Origin of the sequence: Paenibacillus sp. FSL K6-0276, assembly GCF_037977235.1 — a bacterium.
GTDB lineage: Bacteria > Bacillota > Bacilli > Paenibacillales > Paenibacillaceae > Paenibacillus_AQ.
In genome coordinates, this window is the sequence record NZ_CP150276.1 from 1,295,435 (window position 1) to 1,311,778 (window position 16,344).

Genomic DNA, 16,344 nt, shown 5'->3' on the forward strand with positions numbered 1-16,344 from the left:
GACATCATATAACAATGATTTTTTTGTCGTTTGCAACTGTTGCAATGAGAATAGAGAAGAAATACCGGGGGCCAAATGATAAAAGAAATTTTTGAATATATTGATAATAATTTTCCGGATTTCGAGAGTGATATACATATTAGATTTGAGTTGGCTGAACCATTTCGAAATGGATCAAAACGAAGAATTAAACAAGTAAACAAAAGAGTGGTAACAATATTTGAAGAAACATTTAATCAAAATGATTTTATTTATGTCCTTATCAAAGATTGGGGTAACCAAAATGATCCTATGTTTGGAAATACAACACCTAAGTATATTTACAAGCTAATGAATGGACAGATAATTGAAGAGAGAACATTTTTAGAAGTTGATGAACATGAGGATGATGAGGGAAAAAGATTAGGAATTAAACTTGAATATCAGGTTAAAGTATCTGCGGGGCTAGTCTCTACTTTTCCATACATAGAAATACTTGAAGGTATTAGTCACTATGAGCAAGGGAGAGAACCTTCAATAGGTCAAAATGTATATTTTATTAGTAAAGATAAGGATATTATTTTTTATATGTATGATGATAGAGGGTGTATCATTCATGCCAGTTCTAAAGATCAATTAAGACCTCTTTATTTTAAATATCATGATTGGATAGTGAATTATCATAGAGAGTATTTTGATAATTTATTCAAGGAAGTATAATCATTCGGTTAACACCATAATTTCGTCTAGGCATAGCTCCTCAGTCTAGCAGTATACGATCCTCGGTCGCCAAGGAGATTTTTCAGAGGAGTGAATTATTCATATAGTCTTAAAACCAGAAGGGATTGATTAATAGATGAATCGGACTGATCGAAATTCTGGAAATTCAATATCCTGGTTTGTTGAAGAAATACAGTTTGAGACGATTCGAGAGGCGCAAGAATGGGTTTCTAGTGGCGCTTATAATGAAATAGGTTACTTTTTTGATGGTTATAAAACAAAAGACTCAAAATTAGCATATGCATTATTATTTGAACTAGTAAGATCAAACACAATTCATGGGCATAGACATGATGTTCATTGCGACGAGGAATATCTAGATGGATCAATTATCTATAAGGTCTGGATCACTAATAAGACATATGAGTCTCCTGAAAGTACAATTAAATAGTTCGGAAAATAGAATAGAAGGTTAACTACTCAGAAAGGTTAGTCGAAATGATGCAGTGTATAGAAAAAAACATCAGGAGGAACTTATGTCGAATAATCCTAAGATACTTTATAGCACAAATGAAGAAACAGAATACGTTCGAAAAAAACTTATTGAATTCAACTCTAACCAAGTACCAAACGGCATTTATGAGGAGATAAATTTATGCTTGAAGGATGATAACGGAGATATTATTGCTGGTCTTAACAGTGCGATATGTTGGAACTGGATGGAGATCGGTATTCTATGGGTAGATGATAACTACCGTAGTCAAGGATACGGGAAAAGATTATTGGAAGAAGCAGAGCAAGTTGCTAGAGCAAAGAAATGTACTTTTATCAAATTAGATACATTCAGTTTTCAAGCGCCCGAATTTTATAAGAAATATGGATACAAAGTAATTGCAACTATCGAAGATGCCCCACTTGGGAGTAAGCACTTTTACTACAAGAAGGATCTTAACCATGAGTAAGGTGATTTGAGGTAGGTATTATCGGCGTAAAAAATTCTTGCGTCGTGCGTACACTCTTTGGCCGTCAAGGAGATTATCTAGGAGGCGAATTCAGATGACATTGTTAATCGGCTCAGTCTGGCGATCCAGTGCTGCGCTCATTAGGCCGTCTTGAACGTCAGGAATATACAAACGATGTATGAAGGACAGGTAGATAAAGAAAAGAGAGATAATATGGACAAGTCACATAAACAAGAAGCAGAAGAGACATTGAAATACCTTTGTCTGGGTTCTCAGGTAGAAGGATTAAAGTTCTATGGTACGCAAATTTTAATATCTGAATCTGAAACCAACAGTAATAGAATTGAAGGACAAATATATTTAAACATTGAAAGTCGATTTGAAATTTATAGATCTTTCCCAGAAAGAATACCATGTCATGAAGATGAACTACCCAAATTGGATTGGATCGAAGAAGCAAAAAGACTTTGTGTATTAAGATTAAAACGGATTACAGATGTCAGATTAGGTGAGAGCATTCCACACCTATTTATTCAATTCGAATCCGGAGAAGTGCTTTTTGTTTATGGGCACCATGACCCTTATGAGAGTTGGCAGTTAGGAGTCTGGAGCATTTCAAATACATCAGAGCATTGGGATGTGATCGCAATGCCAGGTGATGATGTAGCAATTTGGTGTCCAGGATTTTGAGGTTTTTTCAATGAAGTCCAATCCTACATATAGCATACCTTCACGCTGCAGAGCTCACATCTTATGGTTGTTCGGAGTATAATCTACTCAGACAACACACGACTCGTCTAAAAATACAAGCTATATAAGGCTGGGACGCGTCTTTAATACAGGAAATGAAGTAACACTACGAATGATAATAGGGAAGATCGTGAATATCAATACTCAAAGGAGCGGAACTAACTATGGAACTTTTCAAACAAATACCATTGTACAGATTTTTGGCATTATGTAATGAAAGTGGCATGGAAAAAACCATATTAGATTGTGGGGCAGGAGGGGGTACACCTCCATTAAGTTTGTTCGCGAATTATGGATATAGTACATACGGAATAGAGATGAATGTTGAACAAATGAACAGAGCTAATCAGTTCGCAGCAGAAAGAGGGCAGAATTTAAACATACACCAGGGTGACATGAGACAGTTGGCAATAAGCGATGAGTCGATGAGTTTTGTGTATTCGTATAACTCTATTTTTCATATGAGAAAACAGGATGTAAAAGAAGCAATAAATGAATTGAAACGGGTGCTAAAACCTGGTGGATTATTATTTGTTAATTTTTTAACTCTTAAGGATTTTCGAGTCGGCGACGGCGTTGATTTGGGAGAACATCAGTATGAGCAAATGGAAGACGACGATTTGGTAATACACTCTTATTATGATTATCATGAAGCAGATTCTATGTTTGAGGACATGCAATTAATATATAAAGAAGATCGAGTATTGGAAAGAAAGTTTGAAGGTGAATGGATACGGCAAGGATTTATCGATTACATATATAAAAAATAGCTGGTTGGTAATGAGTGAAGAAACTATCAATTTGGTGCGGACATCTGCTAACGATAAAGCAATAACACTTAAACTATTGATTTCGATATATTCAACTTTATGGTATCAAAGAATGCTATGGACTGAAACGGATTATTTGGATGAGTACAGAGTATTTAACATAGGTTAAAGTGGTATGAAAAAAAGTGCTTGCCATGTCCTTAAATTTCTGGTATCATAATTTTTGTTGTCACGTTAAGACAACCTTGCTAAGGCCCGTTGGTCAAGGGGTTAAGACACCTCCCTTTCACGGAGGTAACATGGGTTCGAATCCCATACGGGTCATATTATGCGGTAGTGGTGGAATGGCAGACACGCTATCTTGAGGGGGTAGTGGGTGTATACCCGTGGAGGTTCGAGTCCTCTCTACCGCATACAAATAAAAAGTAAGAAATCCTTTGCTTCGCAGAGGTTTTCTTACTTTTTTTTATAAGATTAGACAAGCTGATTAGTTCTTAAAGGCTCTTGCATATTGGGGATAGAGCTGTCTGATACAGTCTGGGCAGATATCATGAGTGAATTGCAGAGAAAGCTGATGTTTTAAAAAATGTTCAATGTTAATCCATTCATCCTTAGAATTTCGAATGGATTTGCAGGAAGCGCAGATGGGGATTAACTCTTGTGTTGGCTGACATGTCGAACAGATGCTTGTGATCCCTGACATCTGAGTTCCTTCGATAAATACGCCCAAATCATATAGAGAAATTATAAAAGCAGCTTCTAAGTAATGATCTGAGAGAAGAGGATAGATCTCTAAACGGAAGATTCGGTTCCCCTTATTAGCAGTTTGTATGGAGAACTCAGAAGTATAAACCTGACGCTCTCTGCGGAGTATATATTTCATCGATTCATCAAGCTTGGTCCATTGATCGGAATCGGCAATCACATCTTGCATAAGTTCCGAATAATAAGCTCCAATCCATTTGTTGTGAGTGGAAAGACCATATTCATAACTAAACACCTTCCACTTACTGTTGGTGAACTGGATAACTCCTTGGCTGTTGATGACCACTGCATTGTGGGGGAGGCGTTCAAGTGAATGGATAATGGAAGATGATAAGCACTTTGACAAAAGTCACCGCTCCCTCCTAGAGATCCTTCGGGATGACATGCTAATAAAGGGGGTCAGACGGCATTACATCAGTTACTTTTCACCGGAGTCGCCTCTTATCGTCACTCTAGCCATATGATATAATCGGATAATACATAGTAGCACTAATTATATACTTTTTTGCGTTATTTTGCAATAGATAATTACTTAAATAAGTCTTTTTTATTTTTTTGTGAAGGGCGGTTTACTGATGCAGACCATATACGAACGGATAGAGTACTTGATTAAGCAAAAAGGTCTCACCAAGAAATCATTCTGCGAGCAGTTAAATATAAGCACGGGTAATATGGGAGATTGGAAGCGGGGCAAGTCTACTCCGGGAACACACAAATTGATTGAGATCGGCGCTTTTTTTCATGTAAGTCTGGATTGGCTTATTTTAGGTAGAAATACATCTGAAATATTGAAAGAGAGCAGTGAGGACTATGATTTCGGGGAAGTGAAGTTGAATGAAGGTCGAACGGATGAATTGCTTCCAGAGGAAAAGGAATTCATTAAAGAATACCTAGCATTCACTGAATATCGTAAGCAAAAATGGGTCGACGAAAATTCTTGAATCAACGCCTTTACATTTTGGGGAAGTACATTTATAATAATGAATGTTGACCTCAAACAAAGTTTTATGTTTTATCACACCGCGCGGTAGTGGTGGAATGGCAGACACGCTATCTTGAGGGGGTAGTGGGTGTATACCCGTGGAGGTTCGAGTCCTCTCTACCGCATACAGAATGACGAAAGAAGCCTTGCGATGCAAGGCTTCTTTTTTGTGCTTAACGAGCATTCGGAAAGCCCTACTTTTTCGCAATAGGGACGCATAAATGGGCTTCGAATCGCTCATCATCCGGTCCTGATTTTTCCGTATATTGGATGAAGAAGACACCATCAGGATTGAAATTGTATTCGGAATGCGGCAGCCATTCATTATGTATATGATTCCAAGTGTTCTGAAAAGCCGAGTGAGGCACCCCATTTGCCGTAAATATGGCATAGGTTGATGCAGGAAAGGTCTTTTGCACAAGCCCTTCAGGAATGAAGTTGAGCTGCTTCACTTCGACAGCAAGGAGGAACTCATGATCCCAAGCAGCTTGTTCCCACAATTGTGGTACGGATGTACGATTTTGAAATAGACCCAAATAACAACCGCTGTCTTGAACTTTTGAGGGTATGGAGTCGAATTTAGCATCAATATCTAACTCGCCAAAAACAAATTCCCAAAGATTTGGATAAGGCTCTCCAGAGGCATTAACATTTGTCCAACCGATAACATGTAGTTCTGGCAAATCACGCAGTTCAACCATTGTTTGACCCTCCCAGTAATTTTCTTCATCAATATTATAAATTATTCCAAAGGGGTTAGGAGGGGGATTTATCACGATATCATGATTAAAGACAAAAAGGATACTGACCGCATACCAGCTAGTGACTGAGTGATGTGGTGAGTATCCTTTTTCATAAATTCTTCTTGAATGGATTATTTCAGAAGCTTGGTGATATAGGATTCGATCTGCTGAGGAGTAGTTTTAGGAGCAAAACGCTTAAGGACACGGCCTTCTTGATCAACCAGGAACTTGGTGAAGTTCCATTTCACGCTTTTTGAGCCTAGAACACCAGGAGCTTCCTTAGATAAGTATTTGAATAATGGATGTGCTTCGTCACCTTTTACATCAATCTTCTCGAACATTGGGAAAGTTACTCCATAATTAATCTCGCAGTATTCTGCAATTTCATCACTTTCGCCAGGCTCTTGGCCAGCAAACTGATTACTTGGGAAACCAAGCACTTCGAATCCACGATCCTTAAATTTCTCGTACACTTCCTGAAGCCCTTTATACTGAGGCGTAAACCCACATTTGCTAGCTGTATTCACAACAAGGAGTACTTTACCTTTGTACTTGGACAATGATTCTTCTGCACCCCGAAGAGTGTTGACTTCAAAATCATAAATACTCATGGATGCAACCTCCTTTGTAATCTCGAATTTTGATTTATCGCAATTTAATTGTACAACATTTATGATGGGGAGCCAAATAAGAAAGTTCCATGAATCATTAACGCCCATTCGGTTTATCAAATCACAGGGAAATGAATGATCATAAATTAAATGTATCTGTATATATTTTATGGAAATAATGACTGAATAGAGACGTTGATCATAAAAGAGTGATAAATAGCCTCCGTGTTAGCCGTCTTTGGTTGACATCACCCTTAAAATTCTTTAATATGTCTAAGTATCTGAGAATATGTTGCGTGTGCAATTTACAACCAAAAATTTAAATAATGGGTGATGAAGATGTCTTACAGACCGAATATTACGAATGTGACCAAAGCCAGCAGCAACGATAAGGAAGGATTGTACGAGTTCATTATCAAGCTTGCTGATGGAACGGAGTGCCGCGCGTTTTATAATCGGGTTCCGGAATGGAAAATGACGAACATCAGCCGCCTGCTTAAAACTCCATGTCCAATTTGCCGCAAAGATTTCATTTGCAAATGCATGGAAGCATTCACTGCTGATTTCGAAGGACAAATGATCGGCGATCAATGGATTGAAAAGGCAATTGCTGAATAATTAAAGAACGGTACATGTTGGCGCGGGATTTATTTCCCGCGTTTTTGTTTACCCAAAATATGCGATACACTTATCTTTATCAGGGAGGGGGAGCTATGAACGAGGAGCTGAATATTATGCAAAATAAATCCATTGTGCTGATCGATGGGGTGTGTCATCTTTGCCAGGGGTTGATTCGTTTCATCATCCCGCGTGATCCCAAGGCTAAATTTCTATTCGCACCTTTACAAAGTGAAATTGCCGCTAAGCTAATGAGTGAGGCTGGACTTCAACCTGGGCAATTGAACACAGTTGTATTGCTGGAGAACGGTGTATATTATACTGAGTCCGCTGCTGTACTGAGAATTGTACGTCGATTGAGATTACCTTGGCCTGTAGCGTATGTGTTCATCTTAGTGCCGCGCCCATTACGTAATGTCCTTTACCGGTATGTAGCAAGGAATCGTTACCGTTGGTTCGGGCGTAATGAGCAGTGTCTACTCCCAACACCGGAGATTAAACAAAGATTTTTGTAAGCCCAGAATCTGGATAGATGTTATAATGTAACCATAAATTGGTGTATTCGGAAACGTTGTAGCGAGAGGTGAAGGGATGGCGCGAAAGGTAGGCTTTTATCTATTACTAGTTATGCTAGTTTCTTTAGGTACGATGGGGACGGTATTAGCAGATGCTAAACTCAAGGTTATGGTGAATAATTCGAGTGTGAATTACGGTGTGCAAATCGTCTCCGGACAGACGATGGTTCCGCTGAAGGCTTTTGAGAGCTTCAAGAATACTTCTATTCAGTGGGAAGCCCGTACAAAGCAAGTAACGATCGTTAGAGACTCCATGAAGATTAAGCTCACCGTAGGTTCTCGAACGGCGTGGAAGAACTCGGAATCTGTACAACTGAATGCACCTGCTAGAATCATGGATGGAAGAATTACGGTACCGCTGAGATTTATTGCGGAAGCTCTTGGAGCTAGAGTAACTGTAGACGCTGCTACGAATACTGTCTGGGTTCAGGAACGTGCAAATGCAAAGCTTGTGCAGAATTATAATAGTAACGACTTGGTAATTTCCCGCATTGCTGCTTTACAATTCCCGGTTGATGAAAGAGAACCGTCTCAATTAACGGGTGATAATGAAGCGTTGTCTATTTCGTATTATTTTCCTGAAGGCAGATCTGATGGATATTTCATAATCTATGGGCATTTTGTATCGTATTATGAGATTAAAGACAACATTAGAACAGTCGTATGGGAAGCAGATTTGGACCATTCGAAAGAGGCTGATAAAAAAGATTTTACTGCGATATTCGGACATCCCATTGCGAAGGAATATGGTAAAGCGCCTGTTTTAGCACCATCCTATGCCTATTATTATACGAGTGTATGGGGAAGTCAGATTATTTGCGGAATTGTTAATGTGGATGGAACGACTAAAGTTTCAGGGGAGTCGCTGACCTGGGAGGGTAACAAGCCCTTTATTGTGGCTATTCCCGGAGAGACAGGAGATGAATTATGAATAAGGGGAAGCCTAAAGGATTTATGCGTTTTGATTGGCCTTATCATTTTGTAACGATGCCGCTTGCGCTAATTTTGTTTGTGTGGTCGGCGATTTATGCTGTTCAAGAGATACGTGATGATGGTGCTTTAACGGTGCCATTGCTGTTATTCGGCTTGTCCTTATGCCTACTATTTGCGATTACAAGAATTCGTATATATGCGACAAAAAATCAGGACCGCGTGGTGAGAGTGGAAGAGCAGTTTCGCTATTTCCGTCTGACAGGCGAAGCTTTGAATCCAGAGCTTGAATTAGCCCAAATTATAGCGCTACGCTATGCGGGTGACGATGAGTTTCCAGCACTGTGTCAGCGGGCGGTGAAGGAGAAGCTCAGTCCTGCCGATATTCGGTCTGCCATTAAGAACTGGCGCGAAGATAAGATGAGAGTATAGTATCCAGCTAGTGTGTGAAAAAACTTATTGCTGCCTTCTTCTATATATGCTACTATAGCTGTAAATTAAAGGAATAGTAACGGAAGCACCGTTCAATTACCGTATCCACGGTTATTGTCGGTGCTTTTTTTGCTGTCTTTTTTAAGAAAATAATGGAGTTTCTTCTGATCGAAAGGAGCGTGGTTTCATGGCGGCAAGGATTGTGCTCGCAGTGCGTGAAAGTCAATATATCGAACCATTACTGCACTATCTGCATCATAGCGAGTACGGAGAAATGCTGCGTATTACGGCTTTTAGCCGAATGGATGCTTTTATCGAATTTATGAGGGGAGAGGACATTCCGGATGCTGTTGTGGGGGACTCTTCTTTCATCGAGACTTGGCTAGTAGAGGGAAGAAACACGGTTCCATGGGCAGTTTTGAGTGAGGATGCAGGTTATCTTGGCAAGAGTGCTAAGAGTCTGGCTGGGGGAGTGATGATTGCAAAATATCAGGCGTTGCCTTCTCTCCTGGGAGCATTTCTTCAGTTATGTGAAGTCCAAAGAGGCAGAGGATCTTCTGTGCTAGATGAAACGCTGTTACTGGGTGTTGTCTCTTCTAGCGGTAACATCGGCAAAACCACGATAGCACTGAATATGGCTAAGCAGCTTGGAGAAATGGGTCTTTCGGTATTTTATCTGAACCTTGAAAGTGTAGACAGCAGTGGGTTATTTCTCCGAATCCCTGCAGGTCATACGCCTGGACTAGAGCGACTGCTATATGAAATAAAGGCCAGTCGAGACAAGGAAGAAGCGGATAAGATCGAATTAGGACAATACTTCATTAGATATGATCACCTCCGAACGGCTGCTTTCAGGCCAGTTATTAATGTGAAGGAAATGCTACAGATGACTTTGCAAGATACGCTGGATTTGTTAGAGCGGCTGGTTGCGGAGAGAAACTTTGACGTTGTTATTGTGGACACCGGCAGCATCGAGGAAGAACGTGCGAAAGCTGTGCTACAGAGAAGTGGGATTCTACTATGGGTCCTGAAAAATGATGATGTAAGCATGTATAAGACTATGAGATGGCTATCGCATTGCACCACTCCTAACTCTGGCATGTCACCCCATGTGATAGAGAAGAGTAAATTTGTAGTGAATTTTGCGGTGGATCGTTTGGAAGAGTGGGTGCCTCTTGAAGGAATTACCATTGAAGGCGTATGCCCCTTTATCCCATCATGGACGCTGCAACACCGTGAGGAGCTCTTTTTGAACTCTGCGCAATTTCAGCGGGAAATCTTGCAGTTGTGTAAGCGGATTGTAGAGCCGGCACTCCCATTAGTTTTTACCGGGAAGAACTTGCATGAATGAGGAGATGTTCAGGGCGCTGCGTAGTGAGATTCGTGCAGGGCTTGATGTAACTTCTGCAGTGGGAAACCGTGAACTCACCGGTTATATCGAACGAACGATTTTAGAAAGTGAAAGTCTCCGTTACTTAACAGCACATGAGAAGCATGAGTTAGTTAAGAGACTATTTGACTCCTTCCGAGGATTGGATGTGCTTCAGCCATTAGTGGATAATCCGGCGATTACGGAAATTATGATCAACAGTCATACTGAGATTTTTATAGAAGAGGAGGGTCAGATTCGTCGTCTTCCTTTGGAATTTGAGTCCAGTAGCAGGCTGGAGGACATTATCCAAACGGTAGTATCTGGTGTTAACAGGGTAGTGAATGACTCCTCTCCTATCGTTGATGCTCGGCTGAAGGATGGATCCCGTGTGAATATTGTACTTCCACCAGTCTCGCTGAAAGGACCAGCGATGACCATACGTAAGTTCCCAGAGACGCCGATGACGATGCATGAATTGGTGAGTCGTGAAGCCTTAAGTCTGGAAGCAGCAGAGCTTCTGCAAATCTTAGTTGCTGCTAAATACAACATTTTTATAAGCGGGGGAACTGGCTCGGGGAAGACCACCTTTCTAAACGCGTTATCTCAGTTTATCCCTTCACAGGAGAGGGTCATTACGATAGAGGATTCTGCTGAGCTACAGATTGTAACTGTACCTAATCTTGTATCTTTGGAGACAAGGAACGCGAATACGGAAGGTAGAGGGGAGATTTCTATTCGAGATTTGATTCGTTCTTCGCTGCGGATGAGACCTAATCGAATTGTTGTAGGTGAGGTACGGGGGGCGGAATGCCTCGATATGTTACAGGGGATGAACACTGGACACGATGGAAGCTTGTCCACAGGGCATAGTAACAGCGCGCAAGATATGGTCAGTCGTCTGGAGACGATGGTGTTAAGTGCTGCGGATCTGCCGGTAACGGTTGTTCGTCAGCAAATCTCATCGGCGATTGATATTTTCGTACACTTGTCCAGGCTCCGTGATCGTTCTAGGCGAGTAATGGAAATTAGTGAGGTTGCGGGCCTAAAAGATGGAGAAGTGGTCTTAAACCCTCTATATGAATTTCAAGAGTCCGGTGAGCGAGAGGGATGGGTACAAGGGGAGCTAGTTTCTTGTGGAAACCCACTTATGCATACAGCAAAGCTTAGAATGGCTGGTGTAACCTCCTACCCGTTATCACAGCATGGATTCTGAATTCTAAAAGGGGGAAGAGGTAGTGCTTAAGATTAAGTTTGCTGCTGAAAAACCTAAGGAAGCTGATTCCAGAGGCTATTCATTATTGCCGGATTATACGGTATACGAGTTGACCTTGGTACAGAAAATTCTGGCTATCGCAGTAGGTAGTTTGTTGCTGTTTGGAGTGGGATATCTTTTTTATCATCATTGGATACTGTCGTTACTACTTATGCCAGGTGGTCTGTATGCACCTCGTATGCTGCGTAATTATTTGCTGGAAAGACGCCGGAGTATGCTTAATTTACAGTTTAAACAGACGTTATTTTCATTGTCTTCCTCGCTCTCAGCAGGGCGCTCGGTCGAGAATGCTTTCCGGGAAGCGGTCCAGGATTTACGTATGCTCGACCCGGAGGGGGGCGGCGATATGATCTCGGAGCTAAATATCATCTGTACGCGCATGGAATACGGTCAGCCAGTGGAGGAAGCGCTTCGGGATTTCAGTGAAAGAGCAGGAATGGAGGATATCGAGCGGTTCGCTGACGTGTTTTCTGTATGTAAACGTACAGGTGGTGATCTTGTAGAAGTAGTGCGCCGTACATCTACAATTATTGGGGAGAAGCTGGATATTCAGCAAGATATTGCTGTAAGCATTTCACAGAAGAAATTCGAAGCGAAAGCGCTGTTAATATCCCCACTGATCATGGTGATCTTTATGAGTTTGACTGCTGGAGACTATATGCAGCCCATGTACACAGGAGCGGGTATAGCCATATCGACACTTGCACTAGTAGCTTTGTTTTTATGTTATCTCTGGACTACTAAAATAATGGACATTCCGCTGTGAAGGGGATGAAATCATGCGATGGTTATGTGCTATAGTCACTATTATTTTACTGGTTGTCTGGGTTCTGTTACGAATTCAATGCGGAAAAAGATATGCCGGATTAAGAGGACTTCCTATGGAAGGATTACGTCTTCGAAAGCTGGGTGAACCGCTGCTGTTGCTCATTGAGAAAAGCGGCATCGCCAGCCGTTTTCCATCGTTGATGTTCAGGATTCAGCGTTCCCTGCAGCGAAGTTACGGGATGCGTTACAGCGCGGAGCGGACCCTGCTGTTCATGGGTGAGATGCTTAGTTATAGTTGGCTGCTGCTTGTGGGCGGAAGTTTGATCACAGGGTTCAGCGGCGATCAGACAGGTGTAATTTTGGGTTCTTTCTTGGCGGTGGCTCTACCGGCTGCTATGGTCAGCGATTTACATAAAAAGGTGAGGGTGAGAGAGCAAAATATTATGCTCGAGCTACCAGAACTCCTGAACAGTATTGTACTGCTGGTAGGAGCAGGTGAGACCGTGCAGCGGGCGATTATCCGCTGTGTGGAGAGCCACCGAGGTGATGTCAATCACCCACTTTATAAGGAGCTTAGGATCATGACCAGTGAATGGGAAGGAGGATATTCATTTCAGCAGGCATTCGAGAATTTTAGCAAGAGATGCGCAGTGCAGGAGGTATCGTTGTTCACGACGACGGTTCTTCTGAATTACCGCAGAGGTGGAGCGGATTTTGTGTTATCGCTGCGCGACCTATCGCGGATGCTGTGGGATAAACGGAAAGCTATCAGCCGAACGCGAGGGGAGCAAGCTTCCTCCAAACTAGTCTTTCCGATGGTGGTTATCTTTTTAATAGTAATTGTACTGGTGGGAACGCCAGCATTCATGATGTTAAAAATGTAGGAGGGTGAAACTAATGATGACGACAATGTTGGGTAGTGTGAAGAGTTTTTGGAAGGACGAGGAAGGCCTGGGGACACTGGAAATGATTCTGATTATTGCTGTGTTGATTGCGGTCGTTCTTTTGTTTAAGGACAAGATTCAGGAGGTAGTGGAGGCTTTGATTAAAACTGCGGGAGAAAAGAGCCAGGAAGTATTCGAGTGAACAAGCTCAAGGACGATCGAGGTAGCTTTACTATTGAAGCTTCACTTCTACTGCCGATGGTCATGTGTATTACAATGCTTCTTCTATTCTTCTGTTTGTATAGCTACCAGAAGTCCATGCTCCTGCAAGTGGCCTCAGGGGCTACTGAGCGTGCAGCTTACAATTGGGACAACAGCCATAAAGAGGTTTCTGGCTCCTATGCTGCAGGTGAGTATGACTCCCTTTATTGGAGAATTGGAGACGATGCGTTGCTAGCCTCATTATTCGGCGGAGAAGCTGGAAGTGATGGCGCGACAATAGAGTTACCTGGTGAAATGTCAGATGAAAGTGATCTACCTGTGCTTAAGCTCAGACATTCATCCGCTATGATTCCGAATAATATGCCGGGAAATATGAACTACGCATACACGCTTACCGGACGGAAAGTAAGCGCTGAGCTAAATCGTCTACTGAACTTACCTGTACTTGATGAAGTTTTGTCTGATGAGGCAAAGCCAAATGTAAAAGCTCAATCTATCATCGCTGAGCCTGTTGAGTTTATTCGTACGGTCGACTTGATGCGTTACTTCGGGGCTAAGTTCAAGGGAGGCTCAGAGAGTACTAGTGGGTCTGGAGTCCACATGGAGAAGAAGGATGCATCCGCAATGATGACTAAGCTTCAGGATAAGTGAATATTTCCTTGCAAGTGGATCTTGTATCTATTGAAGAGGGATAAGGAGGGAGGTTTTGATGAGGACCATCTTTACCAGTTGCCTTGTTAGCGGTAAGAGTCGAAAGAGACAGAGGCAGAGTAAGGGTAAAACGGAAGGTTCGGTCTCAATTTTTTTAATCATGGTACTGGCTTTCGTCTTTCTATTTACCGCTGTGCTGATTGATTATGCGCGGATTGCTGCCTTCAATGTTCAGGAGGAACGTCTAGCGAGGGCTAGCGTTCGCTCTGTAATGTCATCCTACGATGTTGAGCTGCGAGAAAAGTATGGTTTATTCGCCTTTGGAGAGAGTGACGGAGATATGCTGCTGTCTAAAGTACTCAATGATAATATGCATAAAAGTGGTCGGAGTGATGCGTTCAATCTCGTACCCTTCGTACTGGAATCCTCATCTTTGGAATGGAGCAGGCCGCTGGGTAGCTATGATGTTGTTCGTCGACAAATACTGGAAGAAATGAAGTATAAGGCTCCGGTGGATTTTGCTTTGGATCTGGCAGGTAAATTCAAGCCAATGTCAGGAGTAATGGCAGAGGCTTCACGGGCTACTGAATTACTCAGTAAGCTACAGCCGTTATATGACGAGCGAGAAGAGGCTTTGGATCTTATGTTAGAGCGGAGAAGCCAGGCTGCTGAGAGGGGAAGAAGGTTGCTTCAATGGATCATGAATCCGCCGGGAGAGTTCATTACAGCCAGTTCGCTCGGAAGTATGCAATCCGCCGCGGATATTCCTGCACAGTATAGCGACTACCTTGGGAAATACTACGATGATCTTTATCGTGATAGTAAAAAGCCTGCAAAGTACACTTATCAATTGTCTCTCTACCGGAGCCGAACTACTGAGATGTTATCGAGGCTTCCTGCCTTATTAACAGCTTTTCGTGAAGATCATGAAAGATTAATGGAAGAATCGAAAGAAGCATTAAAGAAGGCACAGCAATTGAATGACGAGATGAGGAATGTATTGGAACAGTCACGAATGGAGGGGGTGGATCTATCAAATGATCCTGCTAATGACTGGGATATTCCGGGAAGCTCAGGAGAGATAAGCTCAGACCCGCTTAAAAAGCTGCGTGAGCAGGAAGATGCACTGATTCTCTCCTCAACTGATTTAAGTCAGATGGAGAATAGTATATCCACGCAGCAAAGAGCTTACGAGGCCATTGAACCGATCGTAGCAGGAATGTCAGGTGTGCTGTATGAAGCTTTGAGTGACAACGGTGACTCCTACCGAATGATATCTTCTGTTCTTGAAGCTGCACGTGTGGTGAATAACTATCTACAGAATTACGGTGAGAAGGGAAGTATTATCGCTAGTGATTTGGCTGTAATCGAACAACACCGTAGCTCAGATAAAGAGCGTAAGCAATTGGAGAGAGAAGCAAAATCGAAGCTGGGTGAAGCGAAAGCATTGCTTGATAAGATTCGAATGATGGGTAACGGAGTGACAGATTCTCTGAAAAGCTATCAAACACTTCGTCAATATTACGAGGAGAATATTGCTTTTAATAAGGAATTAGTATCAGATCCACTTGTTAAATCTGATGTCAGCTCTAACCCGTATGCTGCTGGGAGTTCGGCGATGGAGAATATGGATGGAATCTATACGGCGATTAGTAGCATTATGGCAGGAGCTAGAGATAGACTTTTCCAAACAGAGTATTCTGCTCTCTATTTTCAGCATTTTGATGTTTCAAAGTTAGCTACCTTAGCACCAGGTTCTGTTGAGAACACAACCGAACTGACGGACCAGCTTAATCCTCAAGCGCAGGAGCTGGAATACATTCTTTATGGATTTCATAATCCCGCAGGAAATGTAGCCGCAGCATATGCTGAAATATTTGCCATGCGGCTGTCTATTCGAACGATGGAAGGTTTTATTGAGAAGGCAAGCTTAGGAAATCCATTGGCCGTTCTGGCCGCAGCATTGTTGTATGGCATCCAGCAAGCTATTCAGGACATGTTGTTACTCTGTGAGAAAGATTCCATACCACTGTCCAAATACTTACCAGCCCAGCTGACATATCGCGATCATTTGCGTCTGTTCATGATGATGCATGGAGGCGGGAATGTTCAGTTATCTCGGATGCTGGCTCTCATTCGACTGAACACAGGAATAAATCCAGATGAAAGAAGTACGTATGTCTCATCGAATATTAAGCTCGGAATGCGGCTATGGTTTCTGCCGGGTGTTGTGAAGCTATTGGATTATAGCGCTGGGTATTCTGGAGAAGTGCAAGGCAGTACATATATGAGAGCAGTACAGGCTGATTTTTCATACTAGCAGGAGGTTGGTAAGGA

20 protein-coding genes and 3 tRNA genes are annotated in these 16,344 nt (G+C 42.1%); 20 read left to right on the top strand and 3 right to left on the bottom strand.

All coding sequences use genetic code 11. The features are described from left to right. Positions 1–75: 75 nt before the first annotated feature. The 7 genes from MHH52_RS05825 to MHH52_RS05855 all read left to right on the top strand — a co-directional run bounded on the left by MHH52_RS05825 (position 76) and on the right by MHH52_RS05855 (position 3,594). Positions 76–699: a DUF3885 domain-containing protein gene (locus MHH52_RS05825; RefSeq protein ID WP_340007225.1), complete on the top strand. Its 624-nt coding sequence runs from the start codon at positions 76–78 to the stop codon at positions 697–699. A 136-nt stretch (positions 700–835) separates the two neighbouring features. Continuing rightward, positions 836–1,150, top strand: coding sequence for a hypothetical protein (locus tag MHH52_RS05830; protein WP_313642078.1), 315 nt, complete (start codon positions 836–838; stop codon positions 1,148–1,150). An 85-nt stretch (positions 1,151–1,235) separates the two neighbouring features. After that, positions 1,236–1,661 carry a GNAT family N-acetyltransferase gene (locus MHH52_RS05835; protein ID WP_340007226.1) on the top strand — a complete coding sequence of 142 codons (426 nt, stop codon included), beginning with the start codon at positions 1,236–1,238 and terminating at the stop codon, positions 1,659–1,661. A 174-nt stretch (positions 1,662–1,835) separates the two neighbouring features. Further along, positions 1,836–2,351, top strand: coding sequence for a hypothetical protein (locus MHH52_RS05840; protein WP_340007229.1), 516 nt, complete (start codon positions 1,836–1,838; stop codon positions 2,349–2,351). A 224-nt stretch (positions 2,352–2,575) separates the two neighbouring features. Then, on the top strand, positions 2,576–3,181 hold the full coding sequence (locus MHH52_RS05845; protein WP_340007232.1) for a class I SAM-dependent methyltransferase: 606 nt from the start codon (positions 2,576–2,578) through the stop codon (positions 3,179–3,181). A gap of 252 nt (positions 3,182–3,433) precedes the next feature. Next, positions 3,434–3,505: transfer RNA gene (locus tag MHH52_RS05850), tRNA-Glu, on the top strand. A 6-nt stretch (positions 3,506–3,511) separates the two neighbouring features. Next, positions 3,512–3,594: transfer RNA gene (locus MHH52_RS05855), tRNA-Leu, on the top strand. A gap of 74 nt (positions 3,595–3,668) precedes the next feature. Here the strand turns inward: MHH52_RS05855 and MHH52_RS05860 are convergent. Further along, positions 3,669–4,292: a hypothetical protein gene (locus MHH52_RS05860; RefSeq protein WP_340007234.1), complete on the bottom strand. Its 624-nt coding sequence runs from the start codon at positions 4,290–4,292 to the stop codon at positions 3,669–3,671. 229 nt (positions 4,293–4,521) lie between these two features. Between MHH52_RS05860 and MHH52_RS05865 the strand changes: the two genes are divergently transcribed. Both MHH52_RS05865 and MHH52_RS05870 read left to right on the top strand, forming a co-directional pair. Next, entirely contained in the window at positions 4,522–4,887 is a 366-nt protein-coding gene (locus tag MHH52_RS05865; protein ID WP_313641768.1) for a helix-turn-helix domain-containing protein, read from the top strand. An 83-nt stretch (positions 4,888–4,970) separates the two neighbouring features. Further along, positions 4,971–5,053, top strand: a tRNA-Leu gene (locus MHH52_RS05870). A 69-nt stretch (positions 5,054–5,122) separates the two neighbouring features. Here MHH52_RS05870 and MHH52_RS05875 read toward each other — a convergent pair. Continuing rightward, a complete protein-coding gene (locus MHH52_RS05875) occupies positions 5,123–5,629 on the bottom strand; it encodes a GyrI-like domain-containing protein (protein WP_340007239.1) in 507 nt (168 codons plus the stop codon). A gap of 173 nt (positions 5,630–5,802) precedes the next feature. Beyond that, positions 5,803–6,282 (bottom strand): glutathione peroxidase, encoded by a 480-nt coding sequence (locus MHH52_RS05880; RefSeq protein ID WP_313637473.1) that lies wholly within the window; start codon positions 6,280–6,282, stop codon positions 5,803–5,805. Between the two features lie 339 nt (positions 6,283–6,621). Here MHH52_RS05880 and MHH52_RS05885 point away from each other — a divergent pair, with 339 nt between their 5' ends. The 11 genes from MHH52_RS05885 (at position 6,622) to MHH52_RS05935 (ending at position 16,327) form a co-directional block, all read left to right on the top strand. Continuing rightward, positions 6,622–6,900, top strand: coding sequence for a hypothetical protein (locus tag MHH52_RS05885; RefSeq protein WP_149645199.1), 279 nt, complete (start codon positions 6,622–6,624; stop codon positions 6,898–6,900). 95 nt (positions 6,901–6,995) lie between these two features. Then, positions 6,996–7,415, top strand: a complete 420-nt coding sequence (locus MHH52_RS05890; RefSeq protein ID WP_340007244.1) for a thiol-disulfide oxidoreductase DCC family protein — start codon at positions 6,996–6,998, stop codon at positions 7,413–7,415. Positions 7,416–7,491: 76 nt separating this feature from the next. Further along, the gene (locus MHH52_RS05895) at positions 7,492–8,406 is read left to right on the top strand and encodes a copper amine oxidase N-terminal domain-containing protein (RefSeq protein WP_340007246.1); all 915 of its coding nucleotides are present in this window, start codon (positions 7,492–7,494) and stop codon (positions 8,404–8,406) included. Beyond that, complete coding sequence (locus MHH52_RS05900) at positions 8,403–8,837, top strand: DUF6526 family protein (RefSeq protein ID WP_340007248.1); 435 nt, start codon at positions 8,403–8,405, stop codon at positions 8,835–8,837. The genes MHH52_RS05895 and MHH52_RS05900 overlap by 4 nt, the downstream gene beginning before the upstream one ends. Before the next feature lie 187 nt (positions 8,838–9,024). After that, complete coding sequence (locus MHH52_RS05905) at positions 9,025–10,188, top strand: hypothetical protein (protein ID WP_340007250.1); 1,164 nt, start codon at positions 9,025–9,027, stop codon at positions 10,186–10,188. Beyond that, positions 10,181–11,422 carry a CpaF family protein gene (locus MHH52_RS05910; RefSeq protein WP_340007252.1) on the top strand — a complete coding sequence of 414 codons (1,242 nt, stop codon included), beginning with the start codon at positions 10,181–10,183 and terminating at the stop codon, positions 11,420–11,422. Before MHH52_RS05905 ends, MHH52_RS05910 begins: the two co-directional genes overlap by 8 nt. Before the next feature lie 31 nt (positions 11,423–11,453). After that, on the top strand, positions 11,454–12,248 hold the full coding sequence (locus MHH52_RS05915; protein WP_340009511.1) for a type II secretion system F family protein: 795 nt from the start codon (positions 11,454–11,456) through the stop codon (positions 12,246–12,248). Between the two features lie 13 nt (positions 12,249–12,261). Beyond that, positions 12,262–13,134: a type II secretion system F family protein gene (locus tag MHH52_RS05920; RefSeq protein WP_340007254.1), complete on the top strand. Its 873-nt coding sequence runs from the start codon at positions 12,262–12,264 to the stop codon at positions 13,132–13,134. Between the two features lie 13 nt (positions 13,135–13,147). Beyond that, positions 13,148–13,336 carry a Flp1 family type IVb pilin gene (locus tag MHH52_RS05925; RefSeq protein ID WP_149645191.1) on the top strand — a complete coding sequence of 63 codons (189 nt, stop codon included), beginning with the start codon at positions 13,148–13,150 and terminating at the stop codon, positions 13,334–13,336. Next, positions 13,333–14,007: a TadE family protein gene (locus tag MHH52_RS05930; protein WP_340007256.1), complete on the top strand. Its 675-nt coding sequence runs from the start codon at positions 13,333–13,335 to the stop codon at positions 14,005–14,007. Before MHH52_RS05925 ends, MHH52_RS05930 begins: the two co-directional genes overlap by 4 nt. A gap of 58 nt (positions 14,008–14,065) precedes the next feature. Beyond that, complete coding sequence (locus tag MHH52_RS05935; protein WP_340007257.1) at positions 14,066–16,327, top strand: hypothetical protein; 2,262 nt, start codon at positions 14,066–14,068, stop codon at positions 16,325–16,327. Positions 16,328–16,344 lie beyond the last annotated feature (17 nt).

Bases quoted from the DNA above. Each gene is read 5' to 3' on its own strand.
- MHH52_RS05880 (WP_313637473.1), bottom strand. From the start codon at position 6,282: ATGAGTATTTATGATTTTGAAGTCAACACTCTTCGGGGTGCAGAAGAA.
- MHH52_RS05925 (WP_149645191.1), top strand. From the start codon at position 13,148: ATGATGACGACAATGTTGGGTAGTGTGAAGAGTTTTTGGAAGGACGAG.
- MHH52_RS05900 (WP_340007248.1), top strand. From the start codon at position 8,403: ATGAATAAGGGGAAGCCTAAAGGATTTATGCGTTTTGATTGGCCTTAT.
- MHH52_RS05885 (WP_149645199.1), top strand. From the start codon at position 6,622: ATGTCTTACAGACCGAATATTACGAATGTGACCAAAGCCAGCAGCAAC.
- MHH52_RS05905 (WP_340007250.1), top strand. From the start codon at position 9,025: ATGGCGGCAAGGATTGTGCTCGCAGTGCGTGAAAGTCAATATATCGAA.
- MHH52_RS05920 (WP_340007254.1), top strand. From the start codon at position 12,262: ATGCGATGGTTATGTGCTATAGTCACTATTATTTTACTGGTTGTCTGG.
- MHH52_RS05845 (WP_340007232.1), top strand. From the start codon at position 2,576: ATGGAACTTTTCAAACAAATACCATTGTACAGATTTTTGGCATTATGT.
- MHH52_RS05840 (WP_340007229.1), top strand. From the start codon at position 1,836: ATGTATGAAGGACAGGTAGATAAAGAAAAGAGAGATAATATGGACAAG.
- MHH52_RS05895 (WP_340007246.1), top strand. From the start codon at position 7,492: ATGGCGCGAAAGGTAGGCTTTTATCTATTACTAGTTATGCTAGTTTCT.
- MHH52_RS05865 (WP_313641768.1), top strand. From the start codon at position 4,522: ATGCAGACCATATACGAACGGATAGAGTACTTGATTAAGCAAAAAGGT.
- MHH52_RS05825 (WP_340007225.1), top strand. From the start codon at position 76: ATGATAAAAGAAATTTTTGAATATATTGATAATAATTTTCCGGATTTC.
- MHH52_RS05910 (WP_340007252.1), top strand. From the start codon at position 10,181: ATGAATGAGGAGATGTTCAGGGCGCTGCGTAGTGAGATTCGTGCAGGG.
- MHH52_RS05835 (WP_340007226.1), top strand. From the start codon at position 1,236: ATGTCGAATAATCCTAAGATACTTTATAGCACAAATGAAGAAACAGAA.
- MHH52_RS05830 (WP_313642078.1), top strand. From the start codon at position 836: ATGAATCGGACTGATCGAAATTCTGGAAATTCAATATCCTGGTTTGTT.
- MHH52_RS05875 (WP_340007239.1), bottom strand. From the start codon at position 5,629: ATGGTTGAACTGCGTGATTTGCCAGAACTACATGTTATCGGTTGGACA.
- MHH52_RS05890 (WP_340007244.1), top strand. From the start codon at position 6,996: ATGAACGAGGAGCTGAATATTATGCAAAATAAATCCATTGTGCTGATC.
- MHH52_RS05935 (WP_340007257.1), top strand. From the start codon at position 14,066: ATGAGGACCATCTTTACCAGTTGCCTTGTTAGCGGTAAGAGTCGAAAG.